At 71.1% G+C, this 15,263-nt stretch carries 16 protein-coding genes; 9 read left to right on the top strand and 7 right to left on the bottom strand.

The window, feature by feature from the left end; all coding sequences use genetic code 11:
- Nucleotides 1–15: 15 nt before the first annotated feature.
- The 3 genes from OG972_RS11805 (at nucleotide 16) to OG972_RS11795 (ending at nucleotide 2,019) form a co-directional block, all read left to right on the top strand.
- Nucleotides 16–909: an AraC family transcriptional regulator gene (locus tag OG972_RS11805; RefSeq protein ID WP_266980831.1), complete on the top strand. Its 894-nt coding sequence runs from the start codon at nucleotides 16–18 to the stop codon at nucleotides 907–909.
- Nucleotides 910–979: 70 nt separating this feature from the next.
- Nucleotides 980–1,717, top strand: a complete 738-nt coding sequence (locus tag OG972_RS11800; protein WP_266990428.1) for an AzlC family ABC transporter permease — start codon at nucleotides 980–982, stop codon at nucleotides 1,715–1,717.
- On the top strand, nucleotides 1,714–2,019 hold the full coding sequence (locus tag OG972_RS11795; protein ID WP_266980829.1) for an AzlD domain-containing protein: 306 nt from the start codon (nucleotides 1,714–1,716) through the stop codon (nucleotides 2,017–2,019). The genes OG972_RS11800 and OG972_RS11795 overlap by 4 nt, the downstream gene beginning before the upstream one ends.
- 477 nt (nucleotides 2,020–2,496) lie before the next feature.
- Here the strand turns inward: OG972_RS11795 and OG972_RS11790 are convergent, their stop codons facing one another.
- A complete protein-coding gene (locus tag OG972_RS11790) occupies nucleotides 2,497–3,411 on the bottom strand; it encodes a hypothetical protein (RefSeq protein ID WP_266980827.1) in 915 nt (304 codons plus the stop codon).
- Between the two features lie 79 nt (nucleotides 3,412–3,490).
- On the opposite strand from OG972_RS11790, the gene OG972_RS11785 reads away from it, so the two are divergent.
- Nucleotides 3,491–3,685 (top strand): DUF3046 domain-containing protein, encoded by a 195-nt coding sequence (locus OG972_RS11785; RefSeq protein WP_266980825.1) that lies wholly within the window; start codon nucleotides 3,491–3,493, stop codon nucleotides 3,683–3,685.
- A gap of 186 nt (nucleotides 3,686–3,871) precedes the next feature.
- On the top strand, nucleotides 3,872–5,041 hold the full coding sequence (locus OG972_RS11780) for an AI-2E family transporter (protein ID WP_266980823.1): 1,170 nt from the start codon (nucleotides 3,872–3,874) through the stop codon (nucleotides 5,039–5,041).
- Nucleotides 5,042–5,124: 83 nt separating this feature from the next.
- Here the strand turns inward: OG972_RS11780 and OG972_RS11775 are convergent, their stop codons facing one another.
- Nucleotides 5,125–6,009: an SDR family oxidoreductase gene (locus OG972_RS11775; protein WP_266990426.1), complete on the bottom strand. Its 885-nt coding sequence runs from the start codon at nucleotides 6,007–6,009 to the stop codon at nucleotides 5,125–5,127.
- Nucleotides 6,010–6,300: 291 nt separating this feature from the next.
- Between OG972_RS11775 and recA the strand changes: the two genes are divergently transcribed.
- Together recA and recX are read left to right on the top strand one after the other, a co-directional pair.
- Nucleotides 6,301–7,431: a recombinase RecA gene (gene recA, locus OG972_RS11770; protein ID WP_266980821.1), complete on the top strand. Its 1,131-nt coding sequence runs from the start codon at nucleotides 6,301–6,303 to the stop codon at nucleotides 7,429–7,431.
- 3 nt (nucleotides 7,432–7,434) lie between these two features.
- The gene (recX, locus tag OG972_RS11765) at nucleotides 7,435–8,157 is read left to right on the top strand and encodes a recombination regulator RecX (RefSeq protein ID WP_266980819.1); all 723 of its coding nucleotides are present in this window, start codon (nucleotides 7,435–7,437) and stop codon (nucleotides 8,155–8,157) included.
- A gap of 145 nt (nucleotides 8,158–8,302) precedes the next feature.
- Here the strand turns inward: recX and OG972_RS11760 are convergent, their stop codons facing one another.
- Nucleotides 8,303–8,941, bottom strand: a complete 639-nt coding sequence (locus tag OG972_RS11760; protein ID WP_266980818.1) for a hypothetical protein — start codon at nucleotides 8,939–8,941, stop codon at nucleotides 8,303–8,305.
- 219 nt (nucleotides 8,942–9,160) lie between these two features.
- Here OG972_RS11760 and OG972_RS11755 point away from each other — a divergent pair, with 219 nt between their 5' ends.
- A complete protein-coding gene (locus OG972_RS11755) occupies nucleotides 9,161–9,772 on the top strand; it encodes a helix-turn-helix transcriptional regulator (RefSeq protein ID WP_266980816.1) in 612 nt (203 codons plus the stop codon).
- Nucleotides 9,769–12,330: an FtsX-like permease family protein gene (locus OG972_RS11750; RefSeq protein ID WP_266980814.1), complete on the top strand. Its 2,562-nt coding sequence runs from the start codon at nucleotides 9,769–9,771 to the stop codon at nucleotides 12,328–12,330. Before OG972_RS11755 ends, OG972_RS11750 begins: the two co-directional genes overlap by 4 nt.
- Before the next feature lie 61 nt (nucleotides 12,331–12,391).
- On the opposite strand, the gene OG972_RS11745 is transcribed toward OG972_RS11750, so the two are convergent.
- From OG972_RS11745 to OG972_RS11735, 4 genes are all read right to left on the bottom strand, one after another.
- The gene (locus tag OG972_RS11745; protein WP_266990424.1) at nucleotides 12,392–12,751 is read right to left on the bottom strand and encodes a rhodanese-like domain-containing protein; all 360 of its coding nucleotides are present in this window, start codon (nucleotides 12,749–12,751) and stop codon (nucleotides 12,392–12,394) included.
- A 44-nt stretch (nucleotides 12,752–12,795) separates the two neighbouring features.
- Nucleotides 12,796–13,347 carry a cysteine dioxygenase gene (locus OG972_RS11740; RefSeq protein ID WP_266980812.1) on the bottom strand — a complete coding sequence of 184 codons (552 nt, stop codon included), beginning with the start codon at nucleotides 13,345–13,347 and terminating at the stop codon, nucleotides 12,796–12,798.
- A 73-nt stretch (nucleotides 13,348–13,420) separates the two neighbouring features.
- Nucleotides 13,421–13,468 (bottom strand): hypothetical protein, encoded by a 48-nt coding sequence (locus OG972_RS49235; protein ID WP_309506048.1) that lies wholly within the window; start codon nucleotides 13,466–13,468, stop codon nucleotides 13,421–13,423.
- Between the two features lie 72 nt (nucleotides 13,469–13,540).
- Nucleotides 13,541–15,157, bottom strand: coding sequence for an FAD-dependent monooxygenase (locus OG972_RS11735; protein WP_266980810.1), 1,617 nt, complete (start codon nucleotides 15,155–15,157; stop codon nucleotides 13,541–13,543).
- Between the last annotated feature and the right edge of the window lie 106 nt (nucleotides 15,158–15,263).

Genomic DNA, 15,263 nt, shown 5'->3' with positions numbered 1-15,263 from the left:
GCGAGAATTCCGGGTATGGCGGCACCATCGGTCGCGGGGACGGCCCCGGATTCGGCTTCGGCTGCGGGGGAGTGGGCGAGGTACTGGCAGTACGCGGAACTGCCCGACCTCGATCTTCTGCGCGCCCGGTACGTCCGCCACACCTTCCCGCGCCACAGCCACGAGGGCTATGTCTTCGGCACCATCACCCGGGGCATCGAGGACGTCGGGCTGCCCGGCGGCACCGTGCACGCGGGTCCCGGCACCGTCGTCATGATCAATCCGGAGGTGCCGCACACCGCCCGGGCCGGGGCCCCCGAAGGCTGGGTGTACGCCACGCTGTACCCGTCCGCGCAGGTGATCAACGACATCGCGGCCGATACGACGCGGCTGCGCGGCACGGTCGGCTTCGCCGAGACCAGCGTCCTGGACCCGGAGGCGGCCCGGCTCATCGGCGAGGTGCACCGGGCGGCCGAGGAGGGCAATGCTCTCGCCGCCGACAGCATGCTGCGGATCATGGTCGCGCGGCTGCTCAGCCGCCACGGCAGCGTGCTGCCCGCCCGTGCTCCCCGGTCGGCGGGCGCCCGGGACGCGGAGCGGGCGCGCGCGGTGCTGGAGAGCCGTATGGCCGGGCCGCCGACACTGGAGACGTTGGCCGCCGAGCTCGGCACCAGCCCCTTCGCCCTGCTGCGTGCGTTCAAGAAGCAGTACGGGATGCCGCCGCACACCTGGCTCACCGATGCCCGGGTGCGGCGTGCGCGGCGGATGCTCGATGCGGGCATCGCGCCGGCGGACGCGGCGGCAGAGGTCGGCTTCACCGATCAGCCGCACCTCAACCGTCATTTCACCCGGATCGTGGGGGTGCCGCCCGGCGCCTACCAGCGCGAACGCGCAAAAACGTACAAGACCGGTCCTGATTCGTCCGCGTAGCGTTCCGGACGTGCCAGAACAGACAGCATCCTCAGAGAGACTCGGCGAGACATCCGAGACCGCCGACGGCATTCCCGCCGTCGGCGAGGCGAAGCCGGACGCGGCCGTCATCCGCGACGCGCTCGGCGTCGGTATCGCGGTGGGCCTCTCCGGCTTCGCCTTCGGTGTCACCTCGGCGGGCTCCGGCCTGAGCCTGCTCCAGACCTGCGCGCTCAGCCTCCTCGTGTTCACCGGCGCCTCGCAGTTCGCGCTGGTGGGCGCCCTTGCCGCAGGCGGAAACCCGTACACCGCCGCCGCCGGTGCTTTCTTCCTCGGCGTACGCAACGCCTTCTACGGTCTGCGGCTGTCACAGCTGCTCGCCCTCCCGCGCGCCGTGCGACCGCTCGCCGCCCACTGGGTCATCGACGAGACGACCGCGGTGACGCTGCCGCAGCCCACCCGGCGGGCCGCACGGATCGGCTTCACCGTCACCGGACTCACCCTGTACGTGCTGTGGAACCTGACCACACTGCTGGGGGCGCTGGGCGCCGAGGCGCTCGGCGACACCGACGCCTGGGGGCTGGACGCGGCAAGCCCCGCCGTCTTCCTCGCCCTGCTCGCTCCGATGCTGAAGAGCACCACGGAACGCATCACGGCCGCTCTCGCCGTCCTGCTTGTCCTGGGGGCGCTGCCCATGCTGCCCGCGGGTGTACCCGTGCTGCTCGCCGCGCTCGCCGCACCTGCCGTCCTCTTCCTGATGGGACGCAGGAAGGCACCGGCCAGTGAGAGACCGGCCAAGGACGCGACCACGGCGGAGGACGCCCGATGAACGTATGGATAGCGATCGCTCTCACCGCCGTCGGCTGCTACCTCGCGAAGCTGCTGGGACTGCTGGTCCCCGCAGGGGCACTGGAACGCCCGCTCGTGCAGCGTCTTGCCGCGCTCCTGCCGGTGGCGCTCCTGGCGGCCCTCACGGCGCAGCAGACCTTCGGGAACGGACAGCAGCTGGTGCTCGACGCCCGGGGTGCGGGGCTCGCTGCCGCCGCACTCGCCCTGGTACTGCGCGCACCCTTCCTGGTGGTCGTGGGAGCTGCCGTCGTCGTCACGGCCGGGGTGCGCGCGCTCGGATAGACAACCTGGCCGGGCAGACAGTGTGCTCGGACAGGCAACGTGCCAGGGGCTCGGCCCACCGAGCCGAGCCCCTGGCTCCGTCCGTCGTCGGCGCTGCCTCGGTGCACGATCGACCACCCGGTCGTGACCAGCGGCGGGGACGCCGGCCGCCACATGGGCGAAGGCCGGGGCGCCCCGCAGCACTCCGGGCTCGGCCGACCCGGGCCTGTGGTGTCGAGGCGAGGGGTGCCGCCGTGCCATGGCAGCGGCCCCGGAGGCGTCCCGCACGGCCCTGGAGATCCTGCGGGCGGCGCGGGTGCGCGGGCTGCCGTCCGGACTGAGCTGCCCGGACGACGTACTCCTCGAATTCCGTCCGTCGCGCCCCGGTCCCCGCAGCCACTGTGGCGCTGCCCTGCTGTCGCACGGCTCCACCTCCCGGGGCCCGACGGCGCGTCCGCCGCATGACGACGGCGTCGGAAGAGACCGCGCCGCCCGGTCTCAGCCGACGCTGCGGCCGTGGGCCCGCAGCGTCAGCAGCGCCTTCAGCGTCACCAGGGGGCGGCCTTCCAGGGCGGTGCCCGGTGCCCACTGCCGCCAGTTCACCGGCCAGCCGCCGTCCGCCTGCTGCTCCGCCGCCAGATGGTCGAGCGAGCGTTCCAGCTCTTCGTCGGTGAACCAGCTGCGGGCGAGCGATTCGGGAGTGCGGGCGTAGTCGTACGGGAAATGCTGCTCGCCCGGTGCGTAGCCGGCCGCCACCGGGTACTCCGCACGCCGCTCCGGATCCAGTACGGCCAGCCGCTGTTCCCGTACCAGCCGCCCGAGGCGGTCCGCCGCGGCCTCCGCCCGTGCCCGGTCCGGAGCACCGTCGAGGAAGGCGACCGCGGCTTCGATCTCGTACGGATGCGACTTCTCCAGCGCGTCGACCGCTGCCCAGCAGAAGTCCGTGGCCCGGAACAGCCAGGCGTGCCACACCGCGTTGCGGTGCAGCAGTCCGACGACGGGGCCGGTGGCCAGCAACTGGGCCGCAGGGTCGTCGACGATCGGGATGAACGGGGCGGCCGGATAGCCGCGCTGCGAGGGGAGGAGCGCGGGCAGCGCCCCCTCCTTGGCCGACACATCGGTCAGGAAGCGGCAGATCCGCTCCACCCGCAGGCCGCTGCAGCGCCCGATGGAGTCCAGGACACTGAGCGCATGGGCCGTGTGCAGCGGCTGGCTGACGGGGCCCCGCAGATCCGGTTCGAGTGCGTGACCGTATCCGCCGTCCTCATTGAGATATGCGGCGAGCGCGGTCTCCACCGAGTCCGCGCTCCCGCCCAGGAAGTGATGGGCGAACCGCCGCTGTTCGAGGACGCGGGCCGTGAGCCAGATGAACTGCTCGGCACGCTTGAGGGGGCTTGCTCCTGTTCCGGCCATGGACCGACCGTAGGCCGGTAAGCGCTCTCGACGAGGCGTAGCGGCCCGGCTGCACTCTCAGGGGCGGGATACTGAAGTCATGCGGTTGACGATTTTCTGGGAACGGATGGCGGACCACTTCGGTGCGGGGTACGCCGACTCCTTTGCGCGCGATCATGTGATGGCCGAGCTCGGCGGGCGTACGGTGCACCAGGCGCTGGCCGACGGCTGGGAAGCGAAGGACGTCTGGCGCGGTGTCTGCACGGCGGTCGGCATTCCCGCCGACAAACGCTGACGCCGTGCCCGCCCATCGCCGGACCTCGGCTGTTCCCGGGGTGGGCGGCCGGCTGCCACAGCCGTAGGCGAGACTGGATGCGTGGCACCGACAGACGAGACAGCCCAGACCCAGCCGCCCCGGACCCCGCCCGTCCCGCCGGCCGCGCCACCGACGGCCCCGCCTTCCGGCAGTGGGTCGGCCCGAATGCCCGCGTGGCTGCCGCGAGCCATGGTTCTCGCCCTGGCGCTCTACGCCTGCTTCCGGCTCGGCAGTTGGGCGTTCGACCAGCTCATCGGGCTGTTGATCAATATCCTGATCGCCTTCTTCCTGGCGCTCGCGATAGAGCCTGCGGTGAGCCGGATGTCGGCGCGCGGCATGCGCCGCGGTCTGGCCACCTTCCTGGTCTTCCTCGTGGTGCTGGTCGCCGGCGCCGGGTTCGTCGTGCTGCTCGGCTCGATGCTCGCGGGCCAGATCGTCGACATGGTCGATGAGTTCCCCAAATACCTCGACTCGGTGATCAACTGGATCAACCAGAATTTCCGCACCGATCTCTCCCGGGTCGAGGTTCAGGACAGCCTGCTGCACTCCGACTGGCTGCAGAAGTACGTCCAGAACAGCGCGACCGGTGTGCTCGATGTCTCGACCACCGTGCTCGGCGGGCTCTTCCGGCTGCTGACGATCTTCCTGTTCTCGTTCTACTTCGCGGCCGACGGTCCCCGGCTGCGCCGCGCCCTGTGCTCCGTGCTGCCGCCCACCCGGCAGGCCGAAGTGCTGAGGGCCTGGGAGATCGCGGTCGACAAGACCGGCGGTTATCTCTACTCGCGCGGACTGATGGCGCTCATCTCCGGGATCGCGCACTACATCCTGCTGGTGATCCTCGGTGTGCCGTACGCCCCGGCGCTCGCGGTCTGGGTCGGTCTCGTCTCGCAGTTCATTCCCACGATCGGTACGTATCTGGCAGGCGCCCTGCCGATGCTGATCGCGTTCACCGTCGACCCCTGGTACGCCCTGTGGGTGCTCGGATTCGTCGTGATCTACCAGCAGTTCGAGAACTATGTGCTGCAGCCCAAGCTCACCTCGAAGACCGTGGACATCCATCCGGCGGTCGCCTTCGGCTCGGTCATCGCCGGTACGGCTCTGATGGGCGCCGTGGGCGCGCTCATCGCGATCCCGGCCGTCGCCACGCTGCAGGCGTTCCTCGGTGCCTATGTGAGGCGCTACGACGTGACGGACGACCCACGGGTGCACGGCCGGCATCTGTGGCGGCGCGGGGAGTCGGTGCTCTCACGGCTGCGGCGCGTGACGACCAAGGCTCCGGGGAACGACGGTGACGCGGATGCCGAGCGGCCGAACGTCCCGGGTCCGCGGGTCTGAATCGGCAACCGGACGGCAGGCGGTCCGGCAGGTTGTGTGGCGCGTGCGGTGCGGGGGCGTTCGGGTGCGGTCCGCGGGTGGGCTCAGCGATAGCCCGTCACGTCGGCCGGCAGGCCCGCGTCCTGGACCTCGGGGACGTACCTCCAGGCGTCGGGGCGGCTGCCGTCGAGGTCGGTGAAGCCGTAGACCTGCGCCAACTGCCCGCTGGACAACGACTGTCCGTTCCAGCGTGCGACCTCCGGGTCCTGCGCGAGCGCGGCCACGGCCCTGCCGACGAATGCGGGACTCTCGGAGATGGCGAAATGCGGCGCGCGGGCGATCGCGTCGCGCCAGTTCGCCTCGGTGACGCCGTAGGCATCGAGCATGGCCTCGGAGCGCAGCCAGCCGGGCGTGAGTGACACGGCGGTCGCACCGTGCGGCTTCAGTTCGTGCGCCAGGGCGAACGCCATCCGGTTCACCGATGCCTTGGCCAGGTCGTAGAAGAAGGAGACCCGGTAGGTGGCGGCGTTGTACTCGCCGGTTCCGTCGGTCACCTCGACGACCAGACCCCCTGGTTGCTCGATGAGGAGCGGAAGCGCGTAGTGGCTGGTGATGGCGTGGGTGTCGACGGCAAGGCGCAGGGTGTGCAGGCCGGTGTCCAGGGAGGACTCCCAGACCGATTTGCCCCACTCGATCTCCGCTCCCCAGATGTCGTTCACGAGAACGTGCAGGCAGCCGTGGTCCCGCCGGATGCGCGCCACGAGTGCGCAGACCTCCGAGGGCACGAGATGGTCCACCCGCACCGGGATCCCGTGGCCGCCCGCCTCGTCCACGAGAGCCGCGGTCTCCTCGACGGTCTCCGGACGGTTCATCTCCGACCGTTGGGTCCCGGTCGTCCGCCCCGTCATGTAGACAGTCGCTCCGACCGCTCCCAGCTGAACGGCGATGCCTCGGCCCGCACCGCGCGTGGCGCCGGCGACCAGGGCCACACTTTCTGCCGGTGATGTCCCCATGTGGCCGGAATCTAGCATGAGGTCGACCACGTCTCCTTGACTCCCCAAATGCGTGATGCTAAGGCGCTACTCTGGGGGCGGGCCGGTCCGGCGCGGTGCGCTTGACACTGAAATCGAACATCCATTCTCATGGGATTCCGGCCGGGTTTTCCCGGGCCCGACCGTGGAGTTGTCCACAGGCCGGGAGGACGTCGAGGCCCATTGTCAGTGGCAGGGGTTAGCGTCTTTGACGTGAAGCGATCGACTCAAGCAAATCGGGTGGAACCCATGGCAGGAACCGACCGCGAGAAGGCGCTGGACGCCGCACTCGCACAGATTGAACGGCAATTCGGCAAGGGCGCGGTGATGCGCCTCGGTGAGCGGCCGAACGAGCCCATCGAGGTGATCCCCACCGGGTCGACCGCACTCGACGTCGCCCTCGGCGTCGGCGGACTGCCGCGCGGCCGTGTGGTGGAGGTCTACGGGCCGGAGTCCTCCGGCAAGACGACGCTGACGCTGCACGCGGTGGCGAATGCGCAGCGGCTCGGCGGCTCGGTGGCCTTCATCGACGCGGAGCACGCCCTCGACCCCGAGTACGCGAAGAAGCTCGGCGTCGACATCGACAACCTCATCCTGTCCCAGCCGGACAACGGTGAGCAGGCGCTCGAGATCGTGGACATGCTGGTCCGCTCGGGCGCTCTCGACCTGATCGTCATCGACTCCGTCGCGGCGCTCGTGCCGCGCGCGGAGATCGAGGGTGAGATGGGTGACTCGCACGTGGGTCTGCAGGCCCGTCTGATGAGCCAGGCGCTCCGCAAGATCACCAGCGCGCTCAACCAGTCCAAGACCACCGCGATCTTCATCAACCAGCTCCGCGAGAAGATCGGTGTGATGTTCGGCTCCCCGGAGACCACGACCGGTGGCCGGGCGCTGAAGTTCTACGCATCGGTGCGCCTCGACATCCGCCGCATCGAGACGCTGAAGGACGGCACCGACGCGGTCGGTAACCGCACCCGCGTCAAGGTCGTCAAGAACAAGGTCGCGCCGCCGTTCAAGCAGGCCGAGTTCGACATCCTCTACGGCCAGGGCATCAGCCGCGAGGGCGGTCTGATCGACATGGGCGTGGAGCACGGCTTCGTGCGCAAGGCGGGCGCCTGGTACACGTACGAGGGCGACCAGCTCGGCCAGGGCAAGGAGAACGCCCGTAACTTCCTCAAGGACAACCCCGACCTCGCCAATGAGATCGAGAAGAAGATTCTCGAAAAGCTGGGCATCGGCATCAGGCCGGAAGCGGCTCTGAGTGCCGAGCCCGGTGCGGACGCGGCGGGCGGCGCTGCGGCTCCGGCCGACGGCGCGAAGTCGGTGCCCGCTCCGGCCGGCAAGGCCAAGCCGGCCAAGGCTGCGGCGGCCAAGAGCTAGACCGTGACGCGTCGTACGGAGTGGCCGGACAGCGCCGTCGGCGCCGGTCCCGGCCCAGGAGCCGCCGGGCGCACGGACGATTCCGCGTCCGAGTCCGCATACGGACCGGAGGCCGGTTACGGCACCGGCTCGGGCGGCGGATTCGGCGAGGGTGCGGGCCGTCGTGCCCGCTCCCGCTCCAGGATCAGCGGCTCCCCTTCCTCGTCGAGGGCCGAGAAGGGGGAGCCGCGAGACCCGGTCGAGCAGGCGCGCAACATCTGTCTGCGGCTGCTCACCGGGACTCCGCGCACCCGCAAGCAGCTTGCGGATGCGTTGCGTAAGCGGGAGATCCCGGACGAGGCAGCCGAAGAGGTGCTGTCGCGTTTCGAGGACGTCGGACTGATCGACGACGCGGCGTTCGCGGACGCCTGGGTGGAGTCCCGGCACCACGGCCGGGGGCTGGCCCGCCGCGCTCTCGTCCGGGAGCTGCGCACCAAGGGGGTGGACTCGACGGTGATCGACGAGGCCGTCGGGCAGCTCGACTCCGAGCAGGAGGAGGAGACGGCCCGCGAGCTTGTCGCGCGCAAACTCCGCTCCACTCGCGGACTGGACCGCGACAAGCGGCTGCGCCGCCTTGCGGGCATGCTCGCGCGCAAGGGGTACGGGGAGGGGATGGCCCTGCGAGTGGTGCGCCAGGCACTCGAAGCAGAGGGCGAGGACACGGAAGGCCTGGACGAGCCGTTCTGACGGCGTCCCTGTCGGTATGTGCGGGGATGTGTGCACAGGGGGTGTGCACGCAACGGATGTACACGGCGCGGGCGTTGCGCGCGGGGGGCACGCACGGTGACGGTGTGCACGCTGAGGTTGTTGCGGGTCGGGGGAGGCGCGGAGGTCACTGTCCGGCATGTGAGGCGCGGCGAATGGTGGCGTCGAGCAGGGCCACAGCATCCGCCGCGGTGCGGCCTGGGTGTCGGTTCCAGGGGCCGATCAGGTCGGTCCAGCCCTGCGAGCGAAGCTCGGCGACGATCCAGGCGCCGGCCCGGTCCACGGTGTCGAGGGAGCCGTAGCCCAGGCGGTGTGCGGTGAGAAGGGCGCCGCAGACGCACCGGGCGCCGCGGGCGTTCCGCAGCCGGTACGGGGTGTTCTGCCAGCCCCACTCGGTCAGGATCTGCCGCGCGTAGGCGAGATGGGTGGAGGGCCGCAGTTCGGGCTGCCCGATGCGGCGCCAGCTGTGGAACCGATCGGGGAGGATTGCGCCGAGGCGCCCGGGGAGGGGGCGCTCACGCGGGGCGGCCGGGGGCACGGAGCGGACCGAGTCGGCGATCAGCTGATCGACGGGCACGGACAGCAGATCGCGCCAGTCGGCCGGATGCCGGTCCGCCGGGTGCGGCATGGAGCCGGCTGAGGCGGAACGTACCGGTTCGGGGATGGTGATGTCCCAGCCCGTGACGATCTGCTGCCAGGCGTCCGTGTCATGGAGGCGGGCGGCCTGATGGTCGAGCTGGTCGGGGGTGAGAGTGGCGGTCGGCATCTGCGTGGCATCTCCGTCATATCGGTCCCTTGTATGAGTTGAATGTCTGCCTTGTGGTGAATGCGCTCCACCGGGGTGGGCCATTCGGGTGCGTGTCGGGTCGGATCCCGGTCGGTTCCGAGGGGAGTCAGGACAGCAACTGCCGGGGGAAAACCCCCGTACGAAGACGCCGACGCGCTCCAGTGCCCAGGTATCTGTGCACAGAGCAGTGTGTGACGCATGGCAGAGAAGTCCGGTGGCACCGACATCACAGAGCTGGCCGCTCTCGGAGCGCTCGCACAGCCGAGGCGGCAGCAGATCCTTCAGCACCTCACCCTGCACGGCCCCGCGACGTCCGCGATCCTTGCCCGCGCCCTCGGGCTGAACACCGGGGCCACCAGCTACCACCTGCGTGAACTGGCCAGGTACGGCTTCGTGGAGGACATCCCGGCCGAAGAGCCGGACGGGCGTCGGGCGAGGTGGTGGCGGGCCGTTCCCGGCGACCGACGCTTCCCGCCCCGGTCCCGCCAGAGCCCCGAGGTGCGGCTCGCCATGGACGAACTGAACCGCCACGCATACGCCGCCGACCTCGCTCTCTTCGAGCAGCTTCAGCGCGACAGCGGCGAACGGGGCGAGTGGGCCGACGCGTTCCCGTACTCGCGCGGCGCCATCCGGCTCACGCTCCCCGAACTCCGCGCGTTCTTCGAGGAGTACATCGCGCTCATGAACCGCTACAAGCGGTCCGACGCCGACACTCCGTCAGGCGCCCGCACGGTCCACACCCGGCTGCTCGCCTTCCCGGCCCCGCCCTTTGCGGCCGACAACCACACGAGAGAGACGGACGCATCATGATGCTGCGCTACGCCCTGCAGACGATCCGAGACCGAAAGGGCGGGTTCCTCGGCGCCCTGCTGGCTCTGATGTGCGCCGCTGCCCTTGTCACCGCCTGCGGCACGCTCCTGGAGACCGGCCTGCGCGGACGGATCGAGACCGAGCGCTATGCCGCGGCTCCGCTCATCGTCTCCGCCGACCAGAATGTCCACCGGACCACCGTCAAGCACAAGGGCAACGGGAAGACGAAGGTCAAGCACAAGGCGAAACCCGTCGCTGAGCGCGCCTGGCTCCCCGCAGCCACTGCGGACCGGATCCGGAACGTGGACGGTGTACGCGAGGTGGTCCCCGAACTCACCTTCCTCGCCGTGCCCGTTGCCCGGTCCACCGGCAAGCCCGCCACATCCTCCACGCCCTCGTACGGACACTCCTGGGCCTCCGCCTCCCTCACTCCCTTCGCTCTCACCGCAGGCCGTCCCCCCGTCTCCGCAGAAGACGTGGTGATCGACCGGAGTCTCGCCGAGCGGACCGGCCTGAAGCCCGGAGACCGGCTCACCGTGCAGTCCACCGGCGCTCCCCGCCCGTACCGCATCAGCGGTGTCGCGGCCCCGGCCCACCGCGGCGACCTCCGGCAGCAGACCTCCCTCTTCTTCTCCGGTGCCGAGGCCGCCCGCCTCTCCGCCCGTCCCGGCCAGGTCACCGCCCTCGGTGTGGTGCCCGCGCCGGGCACGGACCTCGACCGGCTGAAGCGGCAGGTGGAGCAGGCGCTCGGGGGCACCACCGCGCAGGTCTCCACAGGAGACGACCGCGGCCCCGTCGAGTTCCTGGATGCCGCGGGCGCCAGGATCAAGCTCGTTTCCATGGGCGGTGCGATGGGTGGTACCTCACTCCTCGTCGCGATCCTCGTGGTCGTCGGCACCTTTGCGCTCTCCATCCAGCAGCGCCACCGAGAACTGGCCCTGCTGCGCGCCATCGCCGCCACACCGCGCCAGGTCCGCCGTCTTCTCGGGCGTGAGGCGCTGGTCGTCGGGGCCGTGGCCGGCGTGCTGGGCTCGCTCGCCGGACTGCCGCTCGCCGGCTGGCTCCACAGTCGATTCATCGACATGGGTGCGATCCCACCGTCGCTCGAACGCACCGCGGGCATCTTCCCGGTCTTCGCCGCCCTCGCCGTCACCCTCCTCGGCGCCTGGGCAGCCGCCAGGATCTCCGGTCGCAGGATCGCCCGTATCCGCCCTGCCGAGGCCATGGCCGAGTCCACCGTTGAGCGCGAGCGGCCGGCCGCGGTCCGGATCGCCGCAGGTCTGGTGCTGCTCGCGGGCGGCGGAGCGCTCGTCGCCGTACTCGGCAGCCTGCGCACCGAGGCGGCCTCGACCCCCGTCACCTTCCTGGCCGTCGTGGTACTGGCCACGGCCGTTTCGCTGCTCGGACCGATTCTTGTCAAGGTGGCGGCGGCACTGCTCGCGGGTCCGCTCCGGCCTGCCGGTTCCGGGGGCACGCTGGCCACCGCGAACATCCGTGGAAACTCCACCCGGATGGCCGCCGTCGTCACCCCGCTCACTCTTCTCATCGCGATGACCTGCACGGTTCTCTTCGTCCAGCCGACCCTCGGTGACGCCGCCCGCGCCCAGGCCCGCGAAGGAACCCGTGCCACTTGGGTCCTCTCCTCCCAGGGGCCCGGAGTCCCGTCCGCCGCCGCCGAGACCGTGCGCAGGACGCAGGGCGTGACGGCCGTCACCGAGGTCGTACGGACCACGGTCAGGGTCGGCCTCGAGAAGTTCACGGCTCAGGGCGTCACCCAGGCCGGCCTCGCCCACACCTGGGACCCCGAGGTGACCAGCGGCTCGCTCGCCGGTTTCGCCGCCCGTCCCGGCACCGCCGCGATCAGTGAACTCGCCGCCGAACAGCTGGGGCTGCACGCCGGCAGCGAGCTGAAAGTGCACCTCGGCGACGGCACACCCACCACCCTCACCGTCGCCGCGGTCTACACCCGCGGCCTCGGTTTCGGCGATCTGACCCTGCCCCACGATCTGGTCGCCCGTCACATGGACAACCCCCTCGCCGCCACGGTCCTGGTCGCCGGAGACAGCGACCGCAGTCGGCTCGCCGCCGCACTGCAGAAGTTCCCAGGCATCGCCGTGCTCGCCCCTGCCACCGCCGACCGGCTCCAGGCGGACCGGCAGCAGCAGAACGCAGAGGTCAACTATCTGGCCATGGGCCTGGTCCTCGCCTTCACCGCGATCGCGGTCGTCAACACGCTCGCCATGTCGGTGTCCGAGCGGATCCGGGAGTTCGCCATGCTCCGGCTGGCCGGTGCCACTCGACGCCAGGTTCTGCGGATGCTCCGTATCGAAGCCCTGTCGGTTCTGCTGATCGCCGCCGTCGTCGGCACCGGCATCGCCCTCGCCGTGCTGACCGCCTTCAGCATCGGCATGACCGGCAGTGCGGCGCCCACCGTCCTGCCGTCGGTGTACGCGACGGTGGTGGGCGCAGCCGCACTGCTGGCACTCGTCGCCTCGACGCTGCCCGGCCGGCTGGCACTCAAGGTCAGCCCGGTGGAGGTGGCGACGTCCAGGCAGTGACACCGCCGGCCGGTGGCGGGCGGAACAGCGCAGGGCGCAGCGCGGCCGGGCCCGCCACCGGTCAGGCGCCGACCGGTAGGCCCGCCGCCCGCCAGGCCTGGAACCCGCCGATCAGATCCGTCGCCCGGTGCAGCCCCAGCTGCCTCAGGGACGCGACCGCGAGACTCGACGCGTACCCCTCGTTGCAGACCACCACCACCTGCAGATCGTGGCTGACCGCCTCCGGCGCGCGATGGCTGCCCTGCGGGTCGAGCCGCCACTCCAGCTCATTGCGCTCGACGACCAGCGCCCCCGGAATCAGCCCGTCCCGCTCGCGCAGCGCCGCGTAGCGGATGTCCACCAGCAGGGCGCCGTCCGCTGCGGCGGCGATCGCCTCGTGCGGGCCGATGCGGTCGTACCCGGCCCGGACCCGCTCCAGCATTTCGTCGATCCCCACCCGCGCCGCACCGTTGTTGCGCCCGTCGCTCACTGCCAGTCCTCCGGGCGTTCGATGTGCTCGAGACGGAGTAGCGCACCGGTACGGCTGTAGCGCCTGATCTGCGGCAGCGGCGGATAGTACGCATGCACCGAGACCGCGTGCTCGGTGCCGGATTCGTTCAGCACCTCGTGCACATGGTGCCGGCCGAACGCCCTGCCCCGGCCGGCCGTCAACCGCCGGGGCCGGTCGACACCCTCGGCCAGTTCGAGGGTTTTCCAGCCGGTGGCGGGCAGCCTGGCCGCGAGTGAATGCTCCCTGAGCGTGCCGGCCGCGGTGGTGAAGGCGCCGATCGAGTCGGCGTGGTCGTGCCAGCCGGTGCCGGTGCGCGGCGGCCAGCCGATCAGCCAGGCCTCGCTGCCGCCGGGTCCGTCGAGCCGGATCCAGGTACGGCCCTCGGGATCGAGGGGGAGCGAGGCGATCAGACCGGCGTCCGCCGCCGTACGACGGACGAAGTCGAGCAGTTCCGCAGCCGTGGGACCGGCAGCGGAGTCCGGGCCGGCAGAAGGTGTGCGTACAGAAGGTGGGGGAGAGGCAGACACAGGGACCGTCCTGAGAGTTCGCGAGTGATGCCCGGCGTGCGACAGAGCGCGCGCCGCGGCAGGGAGAGGCGATTCAGCAGGACGGGCGACACACGCAGCCCGCATAGCGGACGAGGTCCATATGGACCCTCCGCCACAGGTGCACATCGGTGTCGGTCACATTTCGGAGTACACCATGTGCTGCCCGTGGGGGTCAATTGATGTCCGCGGTCCGGTCGGAGCGTACGGAGGCACGTGGCGCACCGCCGCGCACCGCGTCCGCCGCCTCGAAAATTTCCGCGGGCCGGACCCCGCCGAACGATGCCACCAGATTCCCGTCCGGCCTGATCAGCAGCACGGTATGGGCCGGGGCACCCGGGTAGGCCTCGGTCACCAGCAGCTCCCCCCTCATCGGCAGGGCGTCGACCGTCTCGACGAGCCGGGGCATCACGCCCGCGGTCAACCAGTGGCGCCGGTCCCACACCCCGGTCCCCGGAGCGACCAGCACGACCAGCAGACGGCCCCGCCCCAGCCGCTCGCGCAGCCGTACGGTCGTGCCGTCGGGCGCCGTCACCCGTACATCGTCGACCGGCGTGCCCGGGGGCGTAGCCACCGATGTGTGCGCCTCCACGTACGCAGGCGCAAGGGGAGAGTGCGAGTACGAGGGGGGCGCACCCAGTGGGCCGCACCCCAGGTGACCGTCGGCCAGCAGTGAATCGTGCCCCCGTGCGCTCCCTGGGACGATGGTCCGCAGTCCTCCGCCGCCGCGCAGTATCGGCAGCGACTGGTCCGCCGCGCGCAGCCGGGAGGCGACCGCGGCCCGGCGCTCCGCCTGGTAGCTGTCGAGCAGCACGTCGGAGGCTCCGTGATGCCAGGCCTGCGCCAGCTTCCAGGCCAGGTTCTCGGCGTCCCGCAGCCCTTCGTCGAGCCCCTGCGTACCGAGTGCACCGAGCAGATGGGCGGCGTCCCCGGCAAGGAACGCCCGCTGGACCCGCCAGCGCCGGGCCAGCCGGTGATGCAGCGTGTACACGCCCGTGTCCAGCAGTTCGTACGGCGGGGTCTCGCCGCCGCACCAGCCCGCGAGAGTGTCCCGCACCCGGGTGATCAGGGCGTCGGGGGTGACGAGCTCGCCGCGTGGCGGGAGGAGCCAGTCCAGCCGCCACGCACCGTCCGGCAGCGGGCGCGCGGTGACCTCGGCGCCCCCGGTGCGCCACGGCGGCAGCCGGTGCAGCACGGCCTCGCCTGGCCAGGGCAGATCGGTGCGCAGCGCGGCGACGGCGTGCCGCTCCACCGCTGTGCGCCCCGGGAACCTGATGTCCAGGAGCTTGCGGACGGTGGATCTGGCGCCGTCGCAGCCGACCAGGTAACTCCCGCGCCACCAGGTCGAATCGGGTTCCCTGGTGTGCACCGTGACCCCTGCCGGATCCTGCTCAAGGGTGTCGATCCGGCTGAGCGGCGCCATGTGTACGAGCTCCTGCCCGGCGACCGCGGCCCGCAGTCCGCGCATCAGGGCGTGCTGGGGCAGATGGAGCGGGGCCGGGAGCGGATCACCGTGCGGGGAGTCCTCGCCGAGGCGCAGTTCGCGTACCAGCTGCTTGCGGCGCATGGAGCGCCAGCCCGTCCAATGGGCGCCCTCGTGCCGGAGCGTCTTGCACCCGAGCCGCTCCACCAGGGCCGCGGTGTCCTCGCGCAGCACCACCGTCCGGGCGGGACGGGTCTCGTCCCTCCCCGGATCCTCGTCGAGGACGACGGAGGGAACGCCCTGCGCGGCGAGGGCGAGCGACAGCGTCAGGCCGACGGGCCCGGCGCCGACGACGATCACCGGGTCCACGGCGCGACTCCCTGGGCCCGTGCGGTCGGAGGAGTGGAAGCGGAAGCGGGGGCTCGGTCGGCGATCACAGAACGTATGCAACCCACTGCCGGTGCTTGCGTCAAGT

This window comes from Streptomyces sp. NBC_01669, assembly GCF_026339735.1.
Taxonomy (GTDB): Bacteria; Actinomycetota; Actinomycetes; order Streptomycetales; family Streptomycetaceae; genus Streptomyces; species Streptomyces yanii.
The sequence above is the reverse complement of the archived record's forward strand: the minus strand, read 5'-3'. Positions and strand labels throughout refer to the sequence as shown.

Bases quoted from the DNA above. Each gene is read 5' to 3' on its own strand.
- OG972_RS11755 (WP_266980816.1), top strand. From the start codon at position 9,161: ATGGCAGAGAAGTCCGGTGGCACCGACATCACAGAGCTGGCCGCTCTC.
- OG972_RS11760 (WP_266980818.1), bottom strand. From the start codon at position 8,941: ATGCCGACCGCCACTCTCACCCCCGACCAGCTCGACCATCAGGCCGCC.
- OG972_RS11805 (WP_266980831.1), top strand. From the start codon at position 16: ATGGCGGCACCATCGGTCGCGGGGACGGCCCCGGATTCGGCTTCGGCT.
- recA (WP_266980821.1), top strand. From the start codon at position 6,301: ATGGCAGGAACCGACCGCGAGAAGGCGCTGGACGCCGCACTCGCACAG.
- OG972_RS11785 (WP_266980825.1), top strand. From the start codon at position 3,491: ATGCGGTTGACGATTTTCTGGGAACGGATGGCGGACCACTTCGGTGCG.
- OG972_RS11795 (WP_266980829.1), top strand. From the start codon at position 1,714: ATGAACGTATGGATAGCGATCGCTCTCACCGCCGTCGGCTGCTACCTC.
- OG972_RS11790 (WP_266980827.1), bottom strand. From the start codon at position 3,411: ATGGCCGGAACAGGAGCAAGCCCCCTCAAGCGTGCCGAGCAGTTCATC.
- OG972_RS11745 (WP_266990424.1), bottom strand. From the start codon at position 12,751: ATGCTGGAGCGGGTCCGGGCCGGGTACGACCGCATCGGCCCGCACGAG.
- OG972_RS11780 (WP_266980823.1), top strand. From the start codon at position 3,872: ATGCCCGCGTGGCTGCCGCGAGCCATGGTTCTCGCCCTGGCGCTCTAC.
- OG972_RS11750 (WP_266980814.1), top strand. From the start codon at position 9,769: ATGATGCTGCGCTACGCCCTGCAGACGATCCGAGACCGAAAGGGCGGG.